Source organism: Synechococcus sp. R50.1 (assembly GCF_047462115.1).
In the GTDB taxonomy this organism is placed as follows: domain Bacteria; phylum Cyanobacteriota; class Cyanobacteriia; order Thermostichales; family Thermostichaceae; genus Thermostichus.
In genome coordinates this window covers 1-20,584 of record NZ_JANSIN010000045.1, presented here as the reverse complement: position 1 = coordinate 20,584, position 20,584 = coordinate 1, and the positions used below count along the sequence as shown (strand labels likewise).

Sequence of the window (20,584 nt, the reverse complement as noted above, 5' to 3'; positions counted from 1 at the left end):
TCTAAAAAAACCAACTTCATCCTCTTTCCTCTATAAATTATTCTCTCTATCCTAACATAAGATCAACACGACCTAGAACAGGTGGGGCAAAGTTTTGATTCCAACCTTTTCTGATCTCCCCTCGCCCCTTGGGAGAAAGACTAGGGGGGAGGGCGCTGACTGAGTTCTGGTTTTGTCGAGCATCTTGCGCCTGGTAGGCTGAGAGGGATCGATTCGTTCCTGATTCCAGTCGTATCGGTTCTATGGCGGTTTGGGATAGGGTGATGACCTCCCGGCATCTGCCCCTGCTGGGATCCGGCTTGGGCTTGGGGGTAGCCCTGATCCTCTGGTACGGGGTGTTTGGCTACCACGTGCTGCAGATTGGCCTCTGGCTGCTGAGCATCCTGCTGGTGGGGCTGTACTGGGCGCAGTTTTCCCCGGCTCAACCCCCTTGGGATCCGACGCGGCTGCGCTGGCAACAGGAGCTGTTGCACCTGGGGCTGTTGGTGTTGGTCTTTGCCCCGATCTACCTCTACGACCTGCCCAACATCCCTTTTCAGATCAATACTGACGAGATTGTGATCACCTCCATGGCCCGTCGCGCCTCAGGGGTGCGCTATCCCGATATCTTTGGGCTGATGCCGGAGTATTTCTATTTCCCCCGCTTCATGTTCAGCCTCTTCGGCGGCCTGACGCGGCTGATGGGGGGAGTCACGCTGCTCAATGTGCGCACGGTACATGCCGCCTTCGGGGTCGTCACCATTCTGGTGGCCTACGGGTTTTTTCGGGCATTTTGGGGATCCCGTCTGGCCTTGGCGGGGGCGGCCCTCTTGGGATCCAACCACGCCTTGCTGGGCATCAGCCGCATGGCCATGCGGGAAAACCTGATTGTGCTGGTGGAGTGTGCGGCCCTGGCCTTGCTCCTCAAGGGCGTGCGGGAAAAAAATCCCCTGTTGCTCTATCTGGGGGGAGGAGCGGCGGCTTTCTCCCTCTACGGCTATTTGCCGGGGCGGGTGGTGATCCTGCTGGGGTTGCTGTTTGGAGTTCTGTACCTGCTCCTGGGCCGGGAGGATCTCCGAGGAGAAAACAAGCAAGCTAATCCCCTCTGGGTCCTGGCTAAGCTGACGGTGCCCGCGGCGCTGGGCTTTTTTCTGGTGGCTGGGCCCATTCTGGTGGCCACGGTCACAGCACCTGCGGTGAGCGCCGAGTACTCTCGCCAACAATTTCTCTTTTTCCCGGAAGGGCGGGCGTTACAACAGATGTGGGTGAATGCGGCTACGCCAGAGGAGGCGGTCTGGCGCAACATCTTCAACGGCCTGAGTATGTTCAACGACCCCGGCCAGCACGACCGCGGCTACATCTATCCCAACTACGGCCATGCTTTTGTGGATCCCTTGACGGGGGCTTTGATCTGGCTGGGGCTGGGATCCGGCCTCTACCGCCTTTTCAAGAAGCGCAGCCAGCCCCACGACTGGCTCTGTATCGGCAGCTTCCTATTTCTCTACCTGCTGTTTAGCTTGGCCATCACCAAAGCCCCCAACTACACCCGCCTGCTGGTGATCCTGCCCTTTGTAGCCTATCTAACCTTGGAAGGGATCCAAGTGCTGGCAGGTCTCCTGGAACGCTGGGGATCCCGGGCCGGGAGTTGGCTGCCGGCGGCGGCGATGGCGGGGGCAATCCTGCTGATTGGGGGGTGGAACCTGGCCATTTTTGGAGACTTTGTCCACAAAGGCTGGACGCAGGGCAACGATGTGGGGGCCACCGGGCGCTATGTGGCAGCTCGCCAAATGGATCCCGACTACCGCTTCTATCTGGCCGCCAGCGCTGCCTACCCCTATTTCGGCTGGGGGGAACCCCACTATTGGCAAAGCTGGATCCAATTTTTTGCCGGACGGGAACAAAAGGTAGCGGTGTTTTCCCCTGAGGTGTTGCCCATCCAGGCGCTGGAGCCACCGTTTACCCTGTTCATGAACGAGTGGGTATGGGATCAGCAAGGGGCAGAACTGCAACGGCGTTTTCCCAGCGGACGGTTGCACCGGATCCCTGCCGAGCGGGGGCTATGGGCCTTTGAGGTGGTGGATCCCTAGAGCTCCCCCCCTGGTTTGGCCAACCCACCGTCCGCGGGACGGAGTCCTTTCGCGTCAGCGGGACGGAGTCCTTTCTTTTTACCAGGCTAAAAGTAGCTGAAAGCACACTATGCAGATCCAGAGCCGCCAACAGTAGAAGAAGTAGAAGAAGATGATAGCGTTCCAGGGATCCCAGACGTGCGTTTTGATGCCTACGACCCGGGCGAGGGGTTTTACGACGAGCTGTTTTTGGGGCGTAACCAGCCCCGTCCTGAGGCGATCCCGCTGATTGAGCGCATTCATTCTCTGGAAGAAGGGGAACTGCAGCAGCGGCAAACGGCGGCGCAGGCGGCCCTCTTTCAGATGGGGGTGACCTTCAACGTCTATGGCGATAGCCAGGGCACAGAGCGAATTTTCCCCTTTGACATTATTCCCCGTATCGTCTCAGCTTCCGAGTGGCAGCGGCTGGAGAAGGGCCTTAAGCAGCGCATCCACGCCCTCAACCTGTTCATTGACGATGTCTATCACGACCAGAAGATCCTTAAGGATGGGGTGATCCCTGCCGAGCTGATCGAAACGGCCAAGGGATTTCTGCGGCCCTGTGTGGGGCTCAACCCACCGGGGAGAATTTGGTGCCACGTCACCGGCACCGACTTGGTGCGGGATCGGGACGGGACTTGGTACGTGTTGGAAGATAACCTGCGCTGTCCGTCGGGAATCTCTTATGTGCTGGAAAATCGGCGGGTGATGAAAAGCACCTTTCCCTCCCTGTTCAACACCATGGGGATCCGCCCGGTGGACGACTACCCTAGCCATTTGTTGGATACTCTGCTTAACCTGGTGCCGCACCTAGCCAACCCAACGGTGGTGGTGCTCACCCCCGGCATCTACAACTCCGCCTACTTCGAGCATTCTTTCCTCGCCCAGCAGATGGGGGTGGAGCTGGTGGAAGGGCGGGATCTGGTGGTGGCCGATGGCTATTTGCAAATGCGCACCACCAAAGGGCTGCAGCGGGTGGATGTGATCTACCGCCGCATCGACGACGACTTCATCGATCCCCTTGCTTTTCGCCCTGATTCCCTCTTGGGGGTACCCGGCCTGTTTGAGGTCTACCGGTCGGGGCGGCTGGCGATCGCCAACGCTTTGGGAACGGGGGTGGCGGACGACAAGGTGATCTACGCCTATGTGCCCCAGATGATCCGCTACTATCTGGGAGAGGAAGCCATTTTGCCCAACGTGCCCACCTACCTCTGCTGGGATCCTAAGGATCAGGCGTACGTACTGGAAAACCTGGACAAGCTGGTGGTGAAGGCAGCCAACGAGTCAGGCGGCTATGGCATGCTGATGGGATCCCAGGCTACACCGGCAGAGCGGTCTGCTTTTGCTGAGAAAATCCGCGCCCAGCCGCGCAACTACATCGCCCAACCCACCCTGTGCCTTTCTCGCGTGCCCACCTTGGTGGATCGGGGAGAAGGCCCCCGTCTAGAACCCTGTCATGTGGACTTGCGGCCCTATATCCTCTACGGCAAAGAGATCTACGTTCACCCAGGGGGGCTGACCCGCGTCGCCCTCAAGAAGGGATCTCTGGTGGTGAACTCCTCCCAGGGGGGCGGCAGCAAAGATACCTGGGTGCTCTGCGCGGATCCCGGCTGTTGAGAGACGGCTTGCAAAATAGGTTCAGAGCCGCTCGCCCGAACCTCTGCTCCACCGGCCAAAGCGGCTGGCATGTTGAAGCGCCAAATCCACGTAGTGCTGGGCGTGAAGGCGCAGTTGCTTGACCTCTTCCTCGGTGAGGGTGCGGATAACCTTAGCCGGGATCCCCGCCGCCAAAGAGCGAGGTGGCACAGACCGGGTGACCACCGCTCCAGCTCCCACCATGCTGCCCGCCCCGATGGTGACCCCGCTCAAGAGAACGGCCCCAATCCCGATCAGACATCCCCCCTCGATGTGGGCACTGTGGATGACCGCTCGATGGCCTACGGTCACTTCCTCGCCAATCAGGGTCGGCTGTCCGGGATCCCCGTGCAGAATGGCTCCATCTTGGATATTGCTGCGGCGGCCAATGACAATGGGCGAGAGATCCCCCCGCAGGATAGCCCCGTACCAAATGCTCACCGCTTCCGCAAGTTGGACATCGCCGATCAGTGTGGCATTGGCGGCAATAAAGGCTGCCTGGTCGATCCCTCTCGGCTGCTGCTCTAACCCCACTTTCCAAACGCCCTTGGCAACGGCTTCTATTTCCCCAATCCTACTGCTACCGGGGGTGCGGCAATTCCAGACCTGCCCCAGCGCTCCGCGCCGCCTCCAGTCCCAGAAAAAGAGAGGAGCCAGGGATCCAGAAAATCAACCCGTCCCTTTGCTCCTGTTTCACCATTGTCAATCCATTGCACAATAGCAATGAGATATAAGCAACACATTTGGCTCATTGTCGATAGCTGTGGAAGCGTTCGTTAGATTAATTTCTAACTCTTGTAGGAGAGGGGCTAGGGGTGAGGGATTTTAGCTAAGCCTGCCGTTGCAGCAGGGGAGAGGATTCAGACGGTTGCAAGGGGCGAATGGCAAAGAAAGTTTCGTAGATGCAATCGCCAACGTGGTTCATTTGTAGCTGCAATTTGTCGAGAAACTCATGTAAGCCCTGCTCCATAATGTCGTCGATGGTCAGGTAGTCCAGCTCAGAACGCAGGCGGCCCAAAGCTCGCTCGCTGGGATCCCGCCAGGTATCGGCTGGGGTGCCGGTGATCTGGTGCAGGGATCGATCTGCGTGAATAAGACAAAACTGAATGGAGCGGGGAAATTGCCGATCCAAAATCAGGAAAGAGGCCACCTCTCTGGGATTGATGCGGTGCTGGCGGCTGTGTTTCCGATACATTTCATAAGCACTGGCCGACTTCAGCAAGGCGATCCACTGCAGCTCATCCAAAGCCGTGCCCACATACTGCAGAGAGGGCAGCAAAATAAAATACTTAACATCCAAAATGCGCGCCGTTTTGTCTGCCCGCTCCAAAAGACGGCCAATCTGGCCAAAGTGCCAACCTTCCCCGTGGGTCATGGTGGCATCCATCACCCCGGCGAATAGGTGGCTGGCCAGCTTCACTTCCGTGAAAAAATCATGGAGCTGACTCAGGTGGGGGCCTTGCTGAGCCGCTTCTTTGACCATCAAATAAAAGCGGTTGACCCGCTCCCACATTTCTGAAGAAATGACCTCCCGCACAGAACGGGCATTTTCTCGCGCCAGCCGCAAACAGGAAAGGATGGAGTTGGGGTAATCCCTATCAAAAGCCAGGAACTGGATGACCGTTTCTTGGGTCGCCTGGCCATAACGCTGGTAAAACAGCTCCTGATCCCCGGTGGTGTAGACGATGGGATCCCACTGCTGGGCGGGACCGCTGGGCAAGTCTAGGATGAGGTTGAGATTGACATCGATGAAGCGGGCGATGTTCTCGGCGCGCTCCACGTAGCGGTTGAGCCAGTAGATGGAATCGGCCACCCGACTCAGCATGCTGTTGCCTCCTCTGGAGTGTCTTGTCTCTGCGCTCCGTTCAAACCCAGCAGGCGGAGCAGCCGCCGCACCTTCACCAGCAGCACCCCCGTCAGGCCGGTCAAGATCCACCCCATCCACTCGGCTGCAGTACCCAGATAGCGCACCTGCACGCGATGATCCCCCGGCGGGATCCGCACCTGCAACAGCCCCACTCCGCTGTGCTCGGCAGATGTGAGGCGACCATCCACCTGTACCCGCCAAGCAGGGTAGTAAAAAGTGCGCAGGACTACCCATCGATCCTGAGCAGTGGGGTTAACGGCCCGAAAACGACGGTAGCCATAGCGCCACTGCTCCACTTCCAACAGTGGCTCCAGATCGCTTTGTTCTCGTCCAAAGTTCACCATGTCGCCTTGCCACCGCAGCAGCGGATCCACCTCTGGGGGCGGCATGGGCAGGGTTGCTTGGCGAGGTCGGTACTCCGGCACATCCACCAGCGCCAGCCCATCGGGAAAGATCCAGTGCCAGTGAAGAAAAGCGATGCCCGGTCGCTGCTGGGGCTCATTGGGAAATGGCTTGGCTGCAGACAGCTCTTGAAAAGTTTGGATGGTCTGGGGGTCAAACCAGGCTCTGGACAAGACCTGCCAGCCCTGCCAGCTTTGTATCCCCATGGCCAGACCTATCCCCACAATCAAGAGGATCCTCAAGCCCTTTTGTCCCCACCCCCAGGCGGCCAGGGATCCCAAAAGCCAGGGCACCGTTACTGATGTCACCGCCATCCAGCGCCAAGAAAACTGAATGCGGCGCAGGGGCAAAATCCACTCGTAGAGCCAACCCAGCAAATCCGTCATCATCAGCAAGGCCACCAAGCTGGCCCCCAAGCTGTAGAGCAGGATCGCTTTGGCCAGGGGAGCATGGGATCCCAAGGCATCAAAGGACTCCGTCTCGTTAGCGCGAACGGAATGGATCGGGGTCATCCCCCTTGTCCTGCGGGCCAGCCATTCCCAGAAAACCAGGATCCCAGCACCCAAGACAACGGCCACCATCCAGATCCAGTACCCCACCAGGCCGCTCTCAAACCAGTGCTGCGTCAGTTGTGGCTGGAGCCGGGTCAGCCCACTCAGCATCAGGCGATGTTGGGGCATGTACTCTTCGACAAAATTCACCAACTCCACCTGGATGAGGCGCTGATCCCAAAAGGCTGGCAGCAGATAAAACGCCGTCCACCCCAGCCCCAGCCCAAACCCCAAGTAGCAGCGCCCCACCCTGGGCCAGAGGGGATCCCAGCGGCCCAGCACCCAAGGCAGAGGCAGCCAAGTTAGCGTAAAGACCAGCAAAGTGGGCAAGTGAGATAGGGCCAACAGGCCGTAGCTAATGGCTAAGGCCACAATCGGCCAAAGGGACTGGGGCCGGCAGATCACCTGGACTGAGGCCCAGAAAATCCAGGGGGAGACAGCAATGGCCCACACTTCCCCCATTGCCCCCCGTTGATAGATATCCACCAGCCAATAGGGGCCGGCCATACCCGCCAGAGCCAAAACCAGGGCCAGAGCCCAGGGGATGAGTTGCCGGAGAAGGGCATACAGCCCTGTCCCGAAGACCGCCATTGCCAAGCCCATGCTGGCCACCAAAGAGGTGGGCATGTCCAGCTCCAGCAGGCGAAACGGCAGAGGGGCCACCATGCACAGAGGGGGGTAAAAGGCAAAGGTAGGATTGCCGTAGCCGAAGTTGGAATACTCCAGCCAGCGGGGGTAAAACTGCCCGCTGAAAAACTGTCGTTGATACTGAAAGGCCCAACTGAGGTTGAAGTGAGTGGAGTGAGTCATGGGATAGCCCTGGTGCAGCATGGGCCAGAGCAGCACCCCAATGCCCACCAACAACCCTAGCCCAACACCCCTCTCTGGTTGTTGCAAAGCTTTCAGCATTTCTCGGCGTTATCCCGATCCTCTACCTCGAAGGGCCCAGACTTCCCCCCATACTTGCGCAACAGCCGGATGTGTTCGATCACCATCGTCTTTTCCAGGGCCTTGGCCATGTCGTACAGGGTGAGGGCGGCCACGGAAACAGCCGTCAGAGCCTCCATCTCCACCCCTGTTTGGGCGTTGGTTTTTACTGTAGCGGTGATCAGAAAGCCGGGCAGATGGGGATCCGGATTCAGATCCACGGTGACGCTGCTCAAGGGGAGAGGATGACACAGCGGGATCAGATCAGCGGTGCGCTTGGCAGCCATGATCCCGGCCAGCCGGGCTGTTTCCACCACATTCCCTTTGGGCCCTTGACCGGCCAAGATGGTCTGCAAAGTCGTTTCTGACATGCGTACCTGTCCTTGGGCAGTGGCCAAGCGGGCAACCATGGGCTTGTGTCCCACTTCCACCATTTGTGCTCGGCCAGAGGCGTCCAGGTGGGTGAGGGCTTGCCCAACAAAGGACTCTGTCCTGCTGGCGCGACTAGAACTCGAATCCGATGGCACCCCGGCCTCCCACAATCCTTGAGAGCTGAAGAGTTGGCTTAGGCTCCGATGAGGTCGGCAAATCGGCAACCAGACCCGCAGGGACTTGACAACTAGTAGCGAATCCAGGCATAGGCGGCATCAGAGAGCACCGGCACCTCGGCGTAGTGGCCGCGAATGTTTTGCACCCAGGCGTAGACGGTGATGGCAATCACCCCCAAGAGAGCCGTGGTGGCCAAAATGCTGACCATCGCTGCCAGGCCAAGGCTGCCGAAGAGCATGCCAAACGCCTGCATCAGCACCTGCACCAAGAACAAGGCAATGTTGAGCAACAGCGCCTGGATGGTGTTGAAGCGAACAAAATGGGCTACGCGGGTGTTGCGGATCACCAGGAACAGGAGAGCCAAAAACACCCCCATTCCCAGCCAGCCCGTGGCCAGGGGCACCAGACGAAATAGGGGCGCAAAAATGGGGATCAGCCCTGGCAAAGATTGAAACAGCCCAGAGGGCAAAAAGCCCAAGGGCAGAGCCGATACCAAAGGCAGAAGGTAGGGAAGGGATCCCCACAGCCGATTGATGGGAGTGATGTCGCCGCGCCAGGTCATAATCCGTCGATCCCCATAGGTGCAATGGTTACTGGAGCTGGCTTGTCGGTGCGCTTCTGGGATCCCCGCAAGCTACAGGTCGGAAAGAGAAAGCAACACCCAAGCCTTGGGCCTATTGTAGTCGATGGATTTGGGTGGCTCAACGCGCTTGGCCGCAAGCTGGCTTCTGCTTTCCAGTGAGCAGAAAAACTGGAGGCCAAAACGTTCAGAGTGAGCGCTCCGATGAATCCAGGCTGATATAATCAACGGCAAATTCTGGCTGCATCACCGGTTTTTCAGGTTCTCTACATTTTTCAGCTTCCACCATGAAGATTTCATCGTCTCCCGCTGCTCGCATCGTCGGAGCTTTTGTCTGGCAAGTTTGGTCTGGGCTGATGGGTTTTCTCAACGACCGTCTGTTGCCGGAGCGCTATTACATTCGGCCCGAAGCTTTGCCGGAGTGGATTGCCCAGGTGTGGGCAGGCTATCTGCGCTATCGGGAAACCTCTCGTCCGGGGGCGATCCAGTTTCGCGGCTTGACGGTGGATCCCAGCCGAGATCTGCGCTCAGCTCACCTCGGATCCCGTCCGCTCCGCTACCGCGGCTGCCCCATGGAGACGGTTGCCCGACCTGGGGATCCCTCTCCTGCCGTCCAACCCATCCCTGAAAAGGCTTTTGTGCCCCCCTACTGGAAACTCCTCAATACGCTGCGCTTGAAGTTGAGCCTGGCCGATGTCGATTGCTATCCGGTCACTCCGGCCCTGCAGCGGGTTTACCGAGGTCGAGAGTTTTAACACCGCTCTGCTGCTCTGCACGACAGTGGAGTTTTAAGGCTGGGGATCCCCTTGTGGGCGGGGATCCCTTTTTGGACTTTGTTCGCGACAGCGGGACGGAGTCTCCGGATTGGACTTGTAGGTTTGGGTGTGGGTGGTTTCTCCTGAGGGGAAAGCTGAGAAAGACTGCAAAAAAACTTAAGGTCACTTTCCCGCTGGGGGATAAGAGCCCCTACAGTGGATAAAGAAGAACATGGTGCTCCGCACCGCCAACGCAATGAGCCTTGTTATGTCCAAAAGCGGCATGCTCCTACTGAACTTGGGGGGGCCAGAGGCCCAGGCCGATGTGCAGCCCTTTCTTTACAATCTGTTTGCCGATCCCGAGCTGATCCGGCTGCCGTTTCCCTTCTTGCAGCGGGCCTTCGCCTGGGCCATCTCCACACTGCGGGCCGAAAAATCCCGCCGCAACTACGCGGCCATTGGGGGGGGATCCCCCTTGCGGCGCATTACTGCTGAGCAAGCGCGAGAACTGCAGGCCCACCTGGTGGCTGAGGGCTATGACGTGCCGGTGTATGTTGCCATGCGCTACTGGCATCCGTTGATCGAGTCGGTGGTGCAGCAGATCAAGTCGGATGGGATCACCCGCTTGGTGGTGCTGCCGCTCTACCCGCAGTATTCCATCAGCACGACGGGATCCAGCTTTAAGCTGCTGGATCGGCTCTGGGCTGAAGATCCGGAGCTGGCATGCATCGAGCGCTGCCAGATCTACTCCTGGTACGATCAGCCTCAGTACGTGCAGGCGATGGCCAGAGCAATTCGGGAACAGTTGGATAGATTTGCCGAGCCCGAAGGGGTGCATGTGCTGTTCAGCGCCCATGGCATTCCCGAAAGCTATGTCACCGAGGCCGGGGATCCCTACCAACGGGAAATGGAAGCCTGCGTGCGGCTGATCTGGAAGCAGGTGGGACGCCCCAATGACCACACCCTCTCCTATCAAAGCCGGGTGGGTTCGGTGCGGTGGCTGCAACCCTATACCGAACGGGTCATCCTGGAGTTGGGATCCCGAGGTGTGAAGCAGTTGCTGGTGGTGCCGATTAGCTTTGTGTCGGAGCACATCGAGACCCTGCAGGAGATTGACATCGAGTATCGGGAACTGGCCCATCGAGCTGGGATTGCCGATTTTCGCCGTGTGCCCGCCTTAAATACCGACCCTCTGTTCATTGCTGGCTTGGCGGCGCTGGTGCGGCCTCATCTGCTCACTCCGGGCTTGGCAGCTCCTGCCTTTGTCCCTGCTGCTGTGGGCAGCTCGCTGCTGGAGCGGTAGGGAAAAACTCCGGGCATTTTATGAACGCTGACGCGACCAGACGAGGGCGCTGCCTGCACATCCATAAGCAATCCCCCCTCAAGAGAGAAAAGAGCAGAGAGCAAAGAGAGCGTATCCTCACTTCTCACCTCTCACTTCTCAATCCTCACTTCTCACTCCTCTCGTTGCTCCGCACCGCTGACGCGAACAGGAAGTCTTGATTAGGAATGACCCTAGGCCCGAGGAAAGCCTTGCTGACGAAGTGGCTGCTGACCTATTTCTACCAATGGCTGCCTTTCCCCCAAGAGTGGCTGCCGCAGGAAAGCTATTGGGTAGGGGGATCCCTGCGGGATGCTTACCTGGCTTGGCTGCAGGGCCGTGCTGCTGGGGATCCCGCTCGCGACGGTGGGATGGAGTCCTCAGCGTCGGTGGATTTGGACCTGATGTGCGCTGTGGATCCCGTGGGCTGGGCAGCGGCAGTGGCACGGCGGTTGGGGGCGGGCTTTGTGGTGTTGGATCCCGAACGGCAGATTGCCCGCATTGTGTTGGCAAAGTTGACCGTGGACGTGGGGCTGCAGGCGGGATCCACCCCTGAGGAGGATCTGAGGCAGCGGGACTTCACCTGCAATGCCCTGGCCTTGGATCTGCAACGGGAGCAACTGCTGGATCCCACAGGCGGACAAGCCGATATTCGCCAGAGCCGGATGCGCATGATCCACCCCGACAACCTCAGTGCTGATCCGGTGCGGCTGTTGCGGGGTTATCGACAGGCGGCTCAGCTGGGGTTTGTGCTGGATCCGGCTACGCAAGAGGCAATCCGGGAGCGGGCCCCCCTTTTGGCCAACGTGGCGGCAGAACGGGTGCGGGCAGAGGTAGTGGCCCTCTTGGAGGCAGGGATCCCAGGGCTGGCTCACCTACAGGGGGCGGTGGCGGCGGGGTTGCTGCAGGCTTGGCTGCCCCACCTGAAGCCGGAAAGTCCGGGCTTCCCTCAAGCTCAGGCCGTGTGGGAGTGGGCCGGGCGCTGGCAACCGCTCTATCCCCGCACGCTGGCAGAGCTGGCCCAGCCCTTGACATCCTCACGCGAAGGGCGCGGCAGGCTGTTGGCAGTGGTGCTGGCGGCCTTGTTGTGGGATCCAGCGGGAACTGAGGACTCTGTCTTGCTGACGCGAACGGCAGAAAGGGTGGAAACCGAGCTGGAGCGGCTGCGCTTCAGCCGAGCGGAAATGCGGGCCATCCAAAAGCTACACCATCTTCTGCCTCAGCTTCAGCTTCTCCTGACGGACTCCCCCACCCCTGCGCAACAGTGGCGGCTTTACCAACAGGCGGGATCCCTGTTCGGTGGCCTGGCGCTGTTGGCGGTGGCTACGGGCGGCGACCCTCAAAAGCTGGAGTCTTGGCTCAAACGCTACGAAGACCCCCAGGATCCCCTGGCCCATCTGGTGCCCCTGCTGGATGGCCGCGATCTGCTGCACAGCTTGGGGGCCAAACCCGGCCCCTGGGTAGGCCAGTTGCTGCAAGACCTCCAGGAGGCGCAGGCTTGGGGGCAGATTCAAACTCGTGCCGAGGCGCTCTCTTTTGCCCGCCGGTGGCGTGGCCAGCAAAAAGACTAGCCGAAGCGATAGCCGAAGCCGCGCACCGTCACCAAATACTCTGGGTTGCTGGGATCCAGCTCCAATTTTTCCCGCAGCCAGCGGATATGTACATCGACGGTCTTGCTGTCGCCCATGAAGTCGGATCCCCAGATGCGCTCCAGAAGCTGTTCCCGCGTCCAAACGCGGCGGGGATTGGACATAAACAGCTCCAACAGGCGAAATTCCTTGGGGGAAAAACTCACCTCAACGCCCCGCACCAACACGCGGCACTCCTGGGTAAACATACACAGATCCCCGTAGCGGAGCACCGTGGCATCGCTGGCTTGGGCCAGTTGTTGCCGACGCAACACCGAACGACAGCGGGCGATCAGCTCCCGCATACCAAAGGGCTTGGTCAGATAATCGTCGGCCCCCAGTTCCAAGCCCACCACCCGGTCGGTTTCGCTACTTTTGGCCGTCAACATCAAGATGGGAATCGTGTTGCCCTCCCTGCGCAGCAGCCTGCATAGATCCAAACCGTTCAAGCTGGGCAACATCAAATCCAGGATCATCAAATCCAGCCGCTCAGCCGTATGTACCACCTCAAGGGCTTGCCGACCATCGGCGGCCTGTAAAACTTGATATCCCTGTTCTTCTAAAGCCAGGGCAACCGTTTCCCGAATGGCATCCTCGTCCTCCACCACCAGCAGGGTCTCCAGATGGGAAGCAGCTTCCTTGGCTTGAGGAAGTGGACCGGTCATGGAGAGGGTTGCTTCCATACAGAACTCCGTTGCGCCTGCACGCAAGTGCTCCGCACCGCCGTCACGAACGCGGAAGCGTCACGTAGCGATAACAGCCTCACAGGGTGAGAAGGGCAAGTGCCGCCACCGTCAACAGCAGCCCCCCGATAGGATATCAAACTTCCAGGGCAGGCCAATAAAGAGAACAGGGGCGGACTGACTTGCACAGGGCCTTGAGACGGCGAATGGAACCGAAAGGATTCCAAAAACCTGCAATTCAGGATGATTTAAGATCTCTAATGTGGAGCCGCCCCTACCCACGCCTCATGGTGCTCTGCACCCCTCCCGCGAACGGCAACTCACGCTTTAAGGACTCCGTCCCGCTGTCGCGATTGGCCGGAAACCGGTTATGTCTGCTTCCCCTTCTGCACTCTGGGCCACTGGCGGAGCCATTCTGCGGCTGTTGCGCTGGCATAAGCCGGCAGGGCGATTGATTTTGATGATCCCGGCTCTGTGGGGAGCTTTTTTGGCCGGACGGGGAACACCCCCTTGGCCGTTGGTCGGGATCATCATTTTGGGCAGCCTGGCTGCCAGTGGGGCAGGCTGTGTCATCAACGATCTTTGGGATCGAGATTTGGATCCGCTGGTGGAGCGCACCCGCCATCGCCCGTTGGCCAGTCGGGAGTTGACCGTTGGCGTCGGGATCCTGATGGCGCTGGTGAGTTTGGCCTGTGCGGCAGGGCTGGCGCTTTTCCTCAACCCGGTCAGTTTTGCCCTCTGTGTGGCGGCGGTGCCGGTAATTCTGCTCTATCCAGGGGCCAAGCGGGTGTTTCCGGTGCCGCAGTTGGTGCTGGCTCTGGCGTGGGGATTTGCCGTGCTCATCAGTTGGACGGCGGTGAGCGGCCAAGATGCCAACACCCCTCTGTGGGAAGAGGGGCTGGGCTGGCTGTGGCTGGCCACGGTGTTGTGGACACTGGGATTTGATACCGTCTATGCTCTTGCGGATCGGGAGGACGATGAGCGGGCCGGGATCCATTCCAGCGCCCGTTTTTTCGGGCAGCGGACGCCGACGGCGGTAGGGCTATTTTTTTTGGGCACTGCCATCGCGCTGTTGGGGGTAGGCCTCAGCCTACGGTTGCATGGAGTTTATTTTGTCAGCTTGGCCATCGTCACTGTCCTCTGGGGCCGGCAAACCTGGCAGCTCCACCAAAGGAATGCCTCTCCCACCTTGTACCTGGCCATCTTCGGCCAAAATGTGGTGCAAGGGTTTATTCTGCTGGCGGGGATGATCGGCGGGTCCCTGCTGGCCTGAGGGATCCCCTGGCCTCTCGCATGGCCAGATGCCTCTCTGAAGAACGCCTTGCCCCTCAGCCGACGCTGGGGCTGCCTCTTTGGGAAGGGATCCCGACAAATCTCCGGACTGGCAGGAATCGGCCCAGGGCCATGGGCAAACGGTAGAATGAGACGATTAATTGCAGGATCCCAGCCTCCGATGGCCCCACTAAGCGGCGGTGAGCCTCCCTATGACATCCTTATCCTCTCAAACGGCCCTGGAGAGCTGACCACCTGGGTGCGTCCGGTGGTGATGGAATTGCGCCAGCAACTGCCTCAGGCACGCCTCTCCCTGGTGCTGTCCCCCTGCCCCCATGCTTCCGGGCAAGAGATGAAGGTAGCGCAAGCGTTCGTCGACGTGGATCGGGTGCAGGATCCCGATTTTTTTCTGGCTTTTTTGCTTACTGGCCAAACCGAAGAAGCCTGGAATTGGGCCAAGCGAGGGGTGGTGCTGTTTCTGGGGGGGGATCAGTTTTTTGCCGTCTGGATTGCTCGCCGCTTGCGCTATCGGCTGGTGGTCTATGCTGAGCATCAACCCCGTTGGCGGCCTTGGGTACATGCTTTCGCCGTGCGAACCGAGGCAATCAAACGCCGCTACGATGGCGGACGGCTGCTGGGCCACCCTTGGGCCCACAAAATGCACGTTGTCGGGGATTTGATGGCGGATGGCGTAGCCAGCGCTGTCTATTTGCCGGGGGTGCCCCTTTCCGGCTGGCTTGGCAGCAGATCTCCTGCCGCTGCCTCCAAACCCACGGCAGGCTTTTCTTCCCCAACCCAAGCCTTTGGCCTGCTCCAAGATGCATCTCCCAGCTCCATCGGCGAGGGGGAGCCTGTAAGAACTGCGCCAGAGAGAGTGGGGAACCGCTTCACCGATCGCGTAAGCGGGCCGGAGGCCTTTGAAGAATTGCTACCGCGCGGCTGGCAGCGTCTGAGCGATGAGAACCGCACCCACTATCAGGTGGGGCTGCTCCCAGGCTCCAAGCCAGCCAAGCTCTCCTTGGGGGTGCCATTGGTGTTGGCTGTGGCCGATGAGCTGCGACAGATGCTGCCGAATGTCCGCTTTGTGATCCCGGTGGCCCCAGGACAAACCCCCCAGTCGTTGGCAGCCTATGCCCATCCCAAGCTCAATCCCGATATGGCTTTGATCTATGGCACCTCAGCCATTCTGGAGCAGACCAATCTGGGATCCCAGTTTGTTACCCCCTTTGGCAGCACGGTGCAATTGTGGACAAGCTTCCCTGCCTATTCTGTGCTGGCCAACTGTGATCTCTGTCTGACCACCATTGGCGCCAACACCGCCGAGCTGGCCTATTTGGGGGTGCCGATGGTTGTGGTGATCCCTACCAACAAGCTGGAGGCAATGCGCGCCTGGGATGGGATCCTCGGCCTGTTGGCCCACCTTCCAGGCTTGGGCACTTGGCTGGCCCGCGCCGTCAACAGAATTGCTCTGCGTTGGCTAGGTCACTTGGCTTGGCCGAACATCTGGGCAGGGCGAGAGGTGGTACCGGAGTTGCGGGGCCACTTGCGCCCGGTGGCCGTGGCCGCACAAATGCGAGTTCTGTTGGAAGATCCCCAGCGCCGTCAGCAAATGCAGACAGAACTGCAGCGGCTGGGGGGAAGGCCGGGAGCCGCGCAAGCCATTGGAGAACTGGTGGCTCAGCAGTTGAGTAAAGGCTAGGGCAGAAGGCAATTTGCTTGAGCTCGACCCAGTGGAGAGTTGCGCGAGGAGCTCCCTTGGCGCGATTGGAGATCTCTCCTTGCTGCCGGCAAAAAGTGCTAAAAGGGGAGTGGAGGTTCCTAAACGGAGACCATTCATGCTGACGGAGGCCGAGCAGTCGGCGGTGGAAAGCCCCAAAACGGGGGAGGGCAATTCTCTCCCTGCTGGCAAGCCGGAGCCAAAACTGGGGTTCTGGCAGCAATTTTGGGAGGATGTTGATTGTGTCTTCGATCGGGATCCGGCAGCACGCAATCGCTGGGAGGTCATCTTCACTTATCCCGGTGTGCATGCTCTGTTTTTGCACCGCATCGCCCACTGGCTGTGGAAACGGCGCTGGTTTTTCCTAGCGCGGCTGCTCAGCTTCTTGGCTCGTTCTTTCACATTGATTGAAATCCACCCGGCAGCCAAGATTGGGCGGCGCTTTTTCATTGACCACGGCTGTGGGGTGGTGATCGGTGAGACGGCAGAAATTGGCGATGATGTTACCCTCTACCACGGGGTCACCTTGGGGGGTACCTCTTGGAACAAGGGCAAACGTCATCCCACCCTGGAAAATGGGGTGATTGTCGGCACGGGGGCAAAGATTCTGGGGCCGGTTCGCATTGGGGAAAAAGCTCGTATCGGAGCCAACGCGGTCGTGATTCAGGATGTAGCTCCCGGCATGACGGTGGTTGGGATCCCAGGCCGTGCGGTCATCCCGCCCCATCAGCGCCGCATCCCCGCCCATGGCATTGACCTGGATCACCATCTCATGCCTGACCCAGTGGGACGGGCTATCGAACAGTTGCTGCACCGTATCCAAGATCTGGAAGCCCAGGTGGCCCGCCTTAACCGGGAGCGGGAACAGGTCCGGCAGGATCAGGTGAGAGGCGAAGCAGAATATTCCTGATCCGTCCTGCTGATGCGAACGATCTGAAGATTTGTCTGAACCAGGTGGCTGGACAAGAGGGTCCAGCTTTCGGGGTATGCTGTGAGAGCGCTGGGCTGGGTATCCCGGCCAGCTTTTTCCTCTGGGCCCTTCTCTACTGGATAACGCCTCCAATGCCCCTTGCTACTGCGCAACGCTGTCGCGAACAGGATTCTGTACCGTTGGCTTTGTTGAGTGTATCCGACAAAACCGGACTGATCCCGCTGGCCCAGTCCCTCGTGCAAGAGCATGGCTTTCAACTGCTCAGCAGTGGGGGAACCGCCAAGGCGCTCTCAGAAGCTGGGATCCCGGTCACCCCTGTCTCTGCCCACACTGGCGCGCCGGAAATCTTGGGGGGAAGGGTGAAGACGCTGCACCCCCGCATCCACGGCGGCATTTTGGCCCGCCTGGAATGCAGCGAAGACCGGGCAGACCTAGAGGCGCTGGGGATCCCTCCCATCCAACTGGTGGTGGTCAACTTCTACCCTTTTGAACAGACAGTGGCCCAGGCAGGAGTGTCTCTGGAGGAAGCTTTTGAGCAGATCGATATCGGCGGGCCCACTTTGGCGCGGGCGGCAGCCAAAAATTATCCCTACGTTACGGTGCTGACGGATCCCAGCCAGTACCCCCAGTATTTGCAACTGCTCTCCGGGGCCTATGGGGAAACAGAGCGGCTGGCGTTTCGCTTCCAGTGTGCTCGTCGGGCCTTTGAGCAGGTGCTGGCCTACGACCGCGCCATCGTCACCTACCTGGCTCGCCTGGAGCTAGCAGGTCCCTCCCAGTCCTCCGCAGCTGCCGCTGAAGACAGGTTTCAACTGCAAGGGATCCTGTGGCAACGCCTGCGCTACGGGGAAAATCCCCATCAAGCTGCCACTTGGTATGTGACGGATCCGGCTGCCCCCGGCTGGCACCGGGCTAAGCAGTTGCAGGGGAAGGAGCTGAGCTACAACAACCTGCTGGATCTGGAGGCGGCCCGTGCCCTGGCGGCAGAGTTAACCTTGTTACTCCGCAATGCTGATGCGACGCGGCCCACTGACGGGAAGGGCTCTGTGTCTTCTGGCTCTGCTCGGAGGGAGTTCTTGCAACCTGAACAAGCGGTGGCGGTGGTGGTTAAGCACAACAACCCCTGTGGGGTGGCTCTGCGCCCCTCTCTGACTGCTGCCTTGGAGGCCGCGCTGGCTGCCGACCCGGTTTCTGCCTTTGGGGGCATCGTCGCCCTCAACCAAACTTTGGATCGGGAGACCGCCCGGCGGCTGGTAGAGCCTTTTCTGGAGTGTGTGGTGGCTCCCGATTGTACCCCGGAGGCGGCTGAGCTGCTGTCGGCCAAAAAGAACTTGCGGGTCTTGGTCTTGCCGGACTTGTGCGTGGGGCCTGCACAGACAATCCGCACCATAGCCGGGGGCTTTCTGGTGCAGGATGCCGACTCACCTGTTGTGCCGCAACGCTGTCGCGATCAGGGACTGACGCAAACCGACAGCCCCCCCTCTTGGCAAGTGGTCACCCAACGCCAGCCCACCCCCGCAGAATGGGCAGATCTGGAGTTTGCCTGGATAGTTTGCAAACATGTGAAATCCAACGCCATTGTCGTTGCCAAGCAGGGACAGACGCTTGGCATCGGAGCCGGGCAGATGAATCGGGTGGGGGCAGTGGAGATCGCCCTCAAGCAGGCGGGATCCCAGGCGGCAGGGGCTGTTTTGGCCAGCGATGGCTTTTTCCCCTTTGCCGACAGTGTGGAGATGGCTGCCCGAGCAGGGATCCGCGCCATCATTCAGCCGGGAGGGAGCATTCGGGATCCCGATTCCATCGCTGCTGCCAACGCTGCCGGTATCGCCATGGTTTGCACCGGCATACGTCACTTTCTGCACTGAGCCTGCCTCTCGGGAGAGAAGAGAGCGGGGAAGAGTGAGAAGGGAGTATCCTTACTCCTCACTTCTCTTTCCTCACTTCTCACTCCTCACTGTTGCTCCGCAACGCTCTAGGGCAACCCCCAGACTCTGGCCCGCTCTGCCAGCCAGCCCTCAGCCCGCAAATTCTCCAGTTCTCGGCGCACCCGCAGCCGCAATTCGGCGTGCTGCAGCCCCTTGGGCATGGCAATGCCCAGCCCCACCGTTGCCAAGGGGGATCCCAGAAATTGAAACTGTTGCTCCGCAGCGCTTTCGCGACGGGGATGCTCTGCTAGCCACCCTGCCAGCACCGAGCGATCTGCTGCCCACCCCTGCACCGCCCCTTTCAGGAGCAGTTCCGCCCCTTCTCGGTAGGAATCGACAGGCACCAACTCCACCCCTGGCAGGTATCGATTCAGCAGGGGAATGGCGCTGGAACCGCGCAAGACTGCAACGCGACCGCCCCGCAAGTCCGACCAGCTTTCCCAGTTGTGGGAACGAGCCACAACCAAGCTGGGGCCATCCTGATAGTAAGCAGAAGTGAACTCCACCTGGCGCGCCCGATCGGGTGTAATGCCGATCTGAGCAATGGCCAAATCCACCTGGCCGTCAGCCAGCACCTGCAGCCGCTCTACATTCGAGACCGGCACCAACTCCACAGCCTCTGCCGAGCCCAACAGCCGGGATCCCAGCTCACAAGCCAGCTCGATCTCAAACCCCTGCAGATCCCCTTGGGGAGTGCGAAACCCCAGCGGCCTCAAGTTGTCTTTTACGGCAACGCGCAGCCGTCCAGAATCCACAATCTCCGGCCAAGGACGAGCCACAGTAGGGATCCCTCTCCCCAGGCAGGCGAGGGCCAGAATGGCTGCCAGGAAGGACTTCTGGATAGCCGTCGGAACCTCCTCAGGAGGCGCGAGACTGGCGCGCTGCCTCCACCACCTGGGTAAAGGCCTCTGGATCCAGGAAAGCCAAGCGGGCCAACATTTTGCGGTTGAGCTGGATATTGGCTTTTTTGAGACCATCGATGAACTCGTGGTAACGCAGGCCCTGGGCACGGGTGGCCGCGTTGATGCGGGTAATCCATAGGCGACGAAAATCCCGCTTCTTGCGGCGGCGATCCCGGTAGGCGCTGCGCAAAGCCTTCATCACCTGCTGGTTGGCGGTGCGGAACAGCTTTGAACCAGCTCCCCGAAAGCCTTTGGCCAGCTTGAGGATCTTTTTGCGGCGCTTGCGGGCGACATTGCCCCGTTTGACTCTCATGGCAGTAACTCAATAGGAACTTGAACAAACTCAAACTGAAGGGTAGAAGCACTCCGTCCTGCTAACGGGATCGGAACTGCTGTCGCCAATGCCAGCCCCTGAAATCTTCTTGCCGGCGCGAGCGGGATCCCGGCTAGTGGGTGTTGGGCAACATCAGGCGCACATTGACCACATCCCGCTTGTCCACCAGGGCCACACCGGCCAATTTGCGTTTGCGCTTGCTGGTTTTGTGCTCCAGCAAGTGGTTGTGCCCGGCCCTGCGACGCATAAACTTGCCGCTGCCGGTCAGGCGGAAGCGCTTGGCTGCTGCCTTGCGGGTTTTGATTTTGGGCATGATGACAACCCCAGAATATGCGGGGCCAGAGCTAAAGGTCACAGCTTTCTAGGATAAGCCATAGAAGAACAAGAGGGCAAATGCCAAGGTTCGTCCCGCTGAGGCAAGGGAAAGGGGTCGAGAAACTCTCAGGAGCATGCCTCTAACCCCCAAAACCCTGAACTTTGCTGAATTTACTGAGCTTTAGGCGGTTTGGCAAAAGTCATTG

General features: G+C 59.7%; 18 protein-coding genes. 9 read left to right on the top strand and 9 right to left on the bottom strand.

Annotation, left to right across the window (positions count from 1 at the left end; all coding sequences use genetic code 11):
• Positions 1–263 precede the first annotated feature (263 nt).
• Together NW870_RS10585 and NW870_RS10580 are read left to right on the top strand one after the other, a co-directional pair.
• Positions 264–2,066 (top strand): glycosyltransferase family 39 protein, encoded by a 1,803-nt coding sequence (locus NW870_RS10585; RefSeq protein ID WP_414375239.1) that lies wholly within the window; start codon positions 264–266, stop codon positions 2,064–2,066.
• Positions 2,067–2,243: 177 nt separating this feature from the next.
• Positions 2,244–3,701 carry a circularly permuted type 2 ATP-grasp protein gene (locus tag NW870_RS10580; protein ID WP_414375238.1) on the top strand — a complete coding sequence of 486 codons (1,458 nt, stop codon included), beginning with the start codon at positions 2,244–2,246 and terminating at the stop codon, positions 3,699–3,701.
• 21 nt (positions 3,702–3,722) lie between these two features.
• On the opposite strand, the gene NW870_RS10575 is transcribed toward NW870_RS10580, so the two are convergent.
• From NW870_RS10575 to NW870_RS10555, 5 genes are all read right to left on the bottom strand, one after another.
• A complete protein-coding gene (locus NW870_RS10575) occupies positions 3,723–4,253 on the bottom strand; it encodes a gamma carbonic anhydrase family protein (RefSeq protein ID WP_414375236.1) in 531 nt (176 codons plus the stop codon).
• Between the two features lie 295 nt (positions 4,254–4,548).
• On the bottom strand, positions 4,549–5,544 hold the full coding sequence (locus NW870_RS10570; RefSeq protein WP_414375235.1) for an alpha-E domain-containing protein: 996 nt from the start codon (positions 5,542–5,544) through the stop codon (positions 4,549–4,551).
• Positions 5,538–7,448: a hypothetical protein gene (locus tag NW870_RS10565; RefSeq protein WP_414375233.1), complete on the bottom strand. Its 1,911-nt coding sequence runs from the start codon at positions 7,446–7,448 to the stop codon at positions 5,538–5,540. The genes NW870_RS10570 and NW870_RS10565 overlap by 7 nt, the downstream gene beginning before the upstream one ends.
• Positions 7,442–7,993 (bottom strand): cyclic pyranopterin monophosphate synthase MoaC, encoded by a 552-nt coding sequence (gene moaC, locus NW870_RS10560; RefSeq protein WP_414375231.1) that lies wholly within the window; start codon positions 7,991–7,993, stop codon positions 7,442–7,444. Before moaC ends, NW870_RS10565 begins: the two co-directional genes overlap by 7 nt.
• Positions 7,994–8,085: 92 nt before the next feature.
• Positions 8,086–8,577, bottom strand: a complete 492-nt coding sequence (locus tag NW870_RS10555) for a Tic20 family protein (protein ID WP_414375229.1) — start codon at positions 8,575–8,577, stop codon at positions 8,086–8,088.
• Positions 8,578–8,882: 305 nt separating this feature from the next.
• On the opposite strand from NW870_RS10555, the gene NW870_RS10550 reads away from it, so the two are divergent.
• From NW870_RS10550 to NW870_RS10540, 3 genes are all read left to right on the top strand, one after another.
• Entirely contained in the window at positions 8,883–9,350 is a 468-nt protein-coding gene (locus NW870_RS10550; RefSeq protein WP_414375227.1) for a hypothetical protein, read from the top strand.
• A 268-nt stretch (positions 9,351–9,618) separates the two neighbouring features.
• Positions 9,619–10,653, top strand: coding sequence for a ferrochelatase (gene hemH / locus NW870_RS10545; RefSeq protein WP_414375241.1), 1,035 nt, complete (start codon positions 9,619–9,621; stop codon positions 10,651–10,653).
• A gap of 230 nt (positions 10,654–10,883) precedes the next feature.
• Positions 10,884–12,242, top strand: coding sequence for a CCA tRNA nucleotidyltransferase (locus NW870_RS10540; RefSeq protein WP_414375225.1), 1,359 nt, complete (start codon positions 10,884–10,886; stop codon positions 12,240–12,242).
• Here the strand turns inward: NW870_RS10540 and NW870_RS10535 are convergent.
• Positions 12,239–12,964, bottom strand: coding sequence for a response regulator (locus tag NW870_RS10535; protein WP_414375224.1), 726 nt, complete (start codon positions 12,962–12,964; stop codon positions 12,239–12,241). The two genes, NW870_RS10540 and NW870_RS10535, sit on opposite strands and share 4 nt — an antisense overlap.
• Positions 12,965–13,352: 388 nt before the next feature.
• Here NW870_RS10535 and NW870_RS10530 point away from each other — a divergent pair, with 388 nt between their 5' ends.
• The 4 genes from NW870_RS10530 to purH all read left to right on the top strand — a co-directional run bounded on the left by NW870_RS10530 (position 13,353) and on the right by purH (position 18,767).
• Positions 13,353–14,255: a 4-hydroxybenzoate solanesyltransferase gene (locus tag NW870_RS10530; RefSeq protein ID WP_414375223.1), complete on the top strand. Its 903-nt coding sequence runs from the start codon at positions 13,353–13,355 to the stop codon at positions 14,253–14,255.
• 180 nt (positions 14,256–14,435) lie between these two features.
• Positions 14,436–15,953: a hypothetical protein gene (locus NW870_RS10525; protein ID WP_414375222.1), complete on the top strand. Its 1,518-nt coding sequence runs from the start codon at positions 14,436–14,438 to the stop codon at positions 15,951–15,953.
• Between the two features lie 136 nt (positions 15,954–16,089).
• A complete protein-coding gene (gene cysE, locus NW870_RS10520) occupies positions 16,090–16,881 on the top strand; it encodes a serine O-acetyltransferase (protein ID WP_414331426.1) in 792 nt (263 codons plus the stop codon).
• 152 nt (positions 16,882–17,033) lie between these two features.
• Positions 17,034–18,767 (top strand): bifunctional phosphoribosylaminoimidazolecarboxamide formyltransferase/IMP cyclohydrolase, encoded by a 1,734-nt coding sequence (gene purH, locus NW870_RS10515; RefSeq protein ID WP_414375221.1) that lies wholly within the window; start codon positions 17,034–17,036, stop codon positions 18,765–18,767.
• A 107-nt stretch (positions 18,768–18,874) separates the two neighbouring features.
• Here purH and NW870_RS10510 read toward each other — a convergent pair whose 3' ends face one another.
• From NW870_RS10510 to rpmI, 3 genes are all read right to left on the bottom strand, one after another.
• Positions 18,875–19,606: a transporter substrate-binding domain-containing protein gene (locus NW870_RS10510; RefSeq protein ID WP_414375219.1), complete on the bottom strand. Its 732-nt coding sequence runs from the start codon at positions 19,604–19,606 to the stop codon at positions 18,875–18,877.
• A 79-nt stretch (positions 19,607–19,685) separates the two neighbouring features.
• Entirely contained in the window at positions 19,686–20,042 is a 357-nt protein-coding gene (gene rplT / locus NW870_RS10505) for a 50S ribosomal protein L20 (RefSeq protein WP_011434388.1), read from the bottom strand.
• 133 nt (positions 20,043–20,175) lie between these two features.
• Positions 20,176–20,376, bottom strand: a complete 201-nt coding sequence (gene rpmI / locus NW870_RS10500) for a 50S ribosomal protein L35 (protein WP_011434387.1) — start codon at positions 20,374–20,376, stop codon at positions 20,176–20,178.
• Positions 20,377–20,584 lie beyond the last annotated feature (208 nt).

Excerpts from the sequence above, each read along its gene's own strand:
- NW870_RS10585 (WP_414375239.1), top strand. The coding sequence starts at position 264 with ATGACCTCCCGGCATCTGCCCCTGCTGGGATCCGGCTTGGGCTTGGGG.
- NW870_RS10570 (WP_414375235.1), bottom strand. The coding sequence starts at position 5,544 with ATGCTGAGTCGGGTGGCCGATTCCATCTACTGGCTCAACCGCTACGTG.
- NW870_RS10565 (WP_414375233.1), bottom strand. The coding sequence starts at position 7,448 with ATGCTGAAAGCTTTGCAACAACCAGAGAGGGGTGTTGGGCTAGGGTTG.
- NW870_RS10555 (WP_414375229.1), bottom strand. The coding sequence starts at position 8,577 with ATGACCTGGCGCGGCGACATCACTCCCATCAATCGGCTGTGGGGATCC.
- NW870_RS10550 (WP_414375227.1), top strand. The coding sequence starts at position 8,883 with ATGAAGATTTCATCGTCTCCCGCTGCTCGCATCGTCGGAGCTTTTGTC.
- hemH (WP_414375241.1), top strand. The coding sequence starts at position 9,619 with ATGTCCAAAAGCGGCATGCTCCTACTGAACTTGGGGGGGCCAGAGGCC.
- NW870_RS10535 (WP_414375224.1), bottom strand. The coding sequence starts at position 12,964 with ATGACCGGTCCACTTCCTCAAGCCAAGGAAGCTGCTTCCCATCTGGAG.
- NW870_RS10530 (WP_414375223.1), top strand. The coding sequence starts at position 13,353 with ATGTCTGCTTCCCCTTCTGCACTCTGGGCCACTGGCGGAGCCATTCTG.
- NW870_RS10525 (WP_414375222.1), top strand. The coding sequence starts at position 14,436 with ATGGCCCCACTAAGCGGCGGTGAGCCTCCCTATGACATCCTTATCCTC.
- cysE (WP_414331426.1), top strand. The coding sequence starts at position 16,090 with ATGCTGACGGAGGCCGAGCAGTCGGCGGTGGAAAGCCCCAAAACGGGG.
- purH (WP_414375221.1), top strand. The coding sequence starts at position 17,034 with ATGCCCCTTGCTACTGCGCAACGCTGTCGCGAACAGGATTCTGTACCG.
- rplT (WP_011434388.1), bottom strand. The coding sequence starts at position 20,042 with ATGAGAGTCAAACGGGGCAATGTCGCCCGCAAGCGCCGCAAAAAGATC.
- rpmI (WP_011434387.1), bottom strand. The coding sequence starts at position 20,376 with ATGCCCAAAATCAAAACCCGCAAGGCAGCAGCCAAGCGCTTCCGCCTG.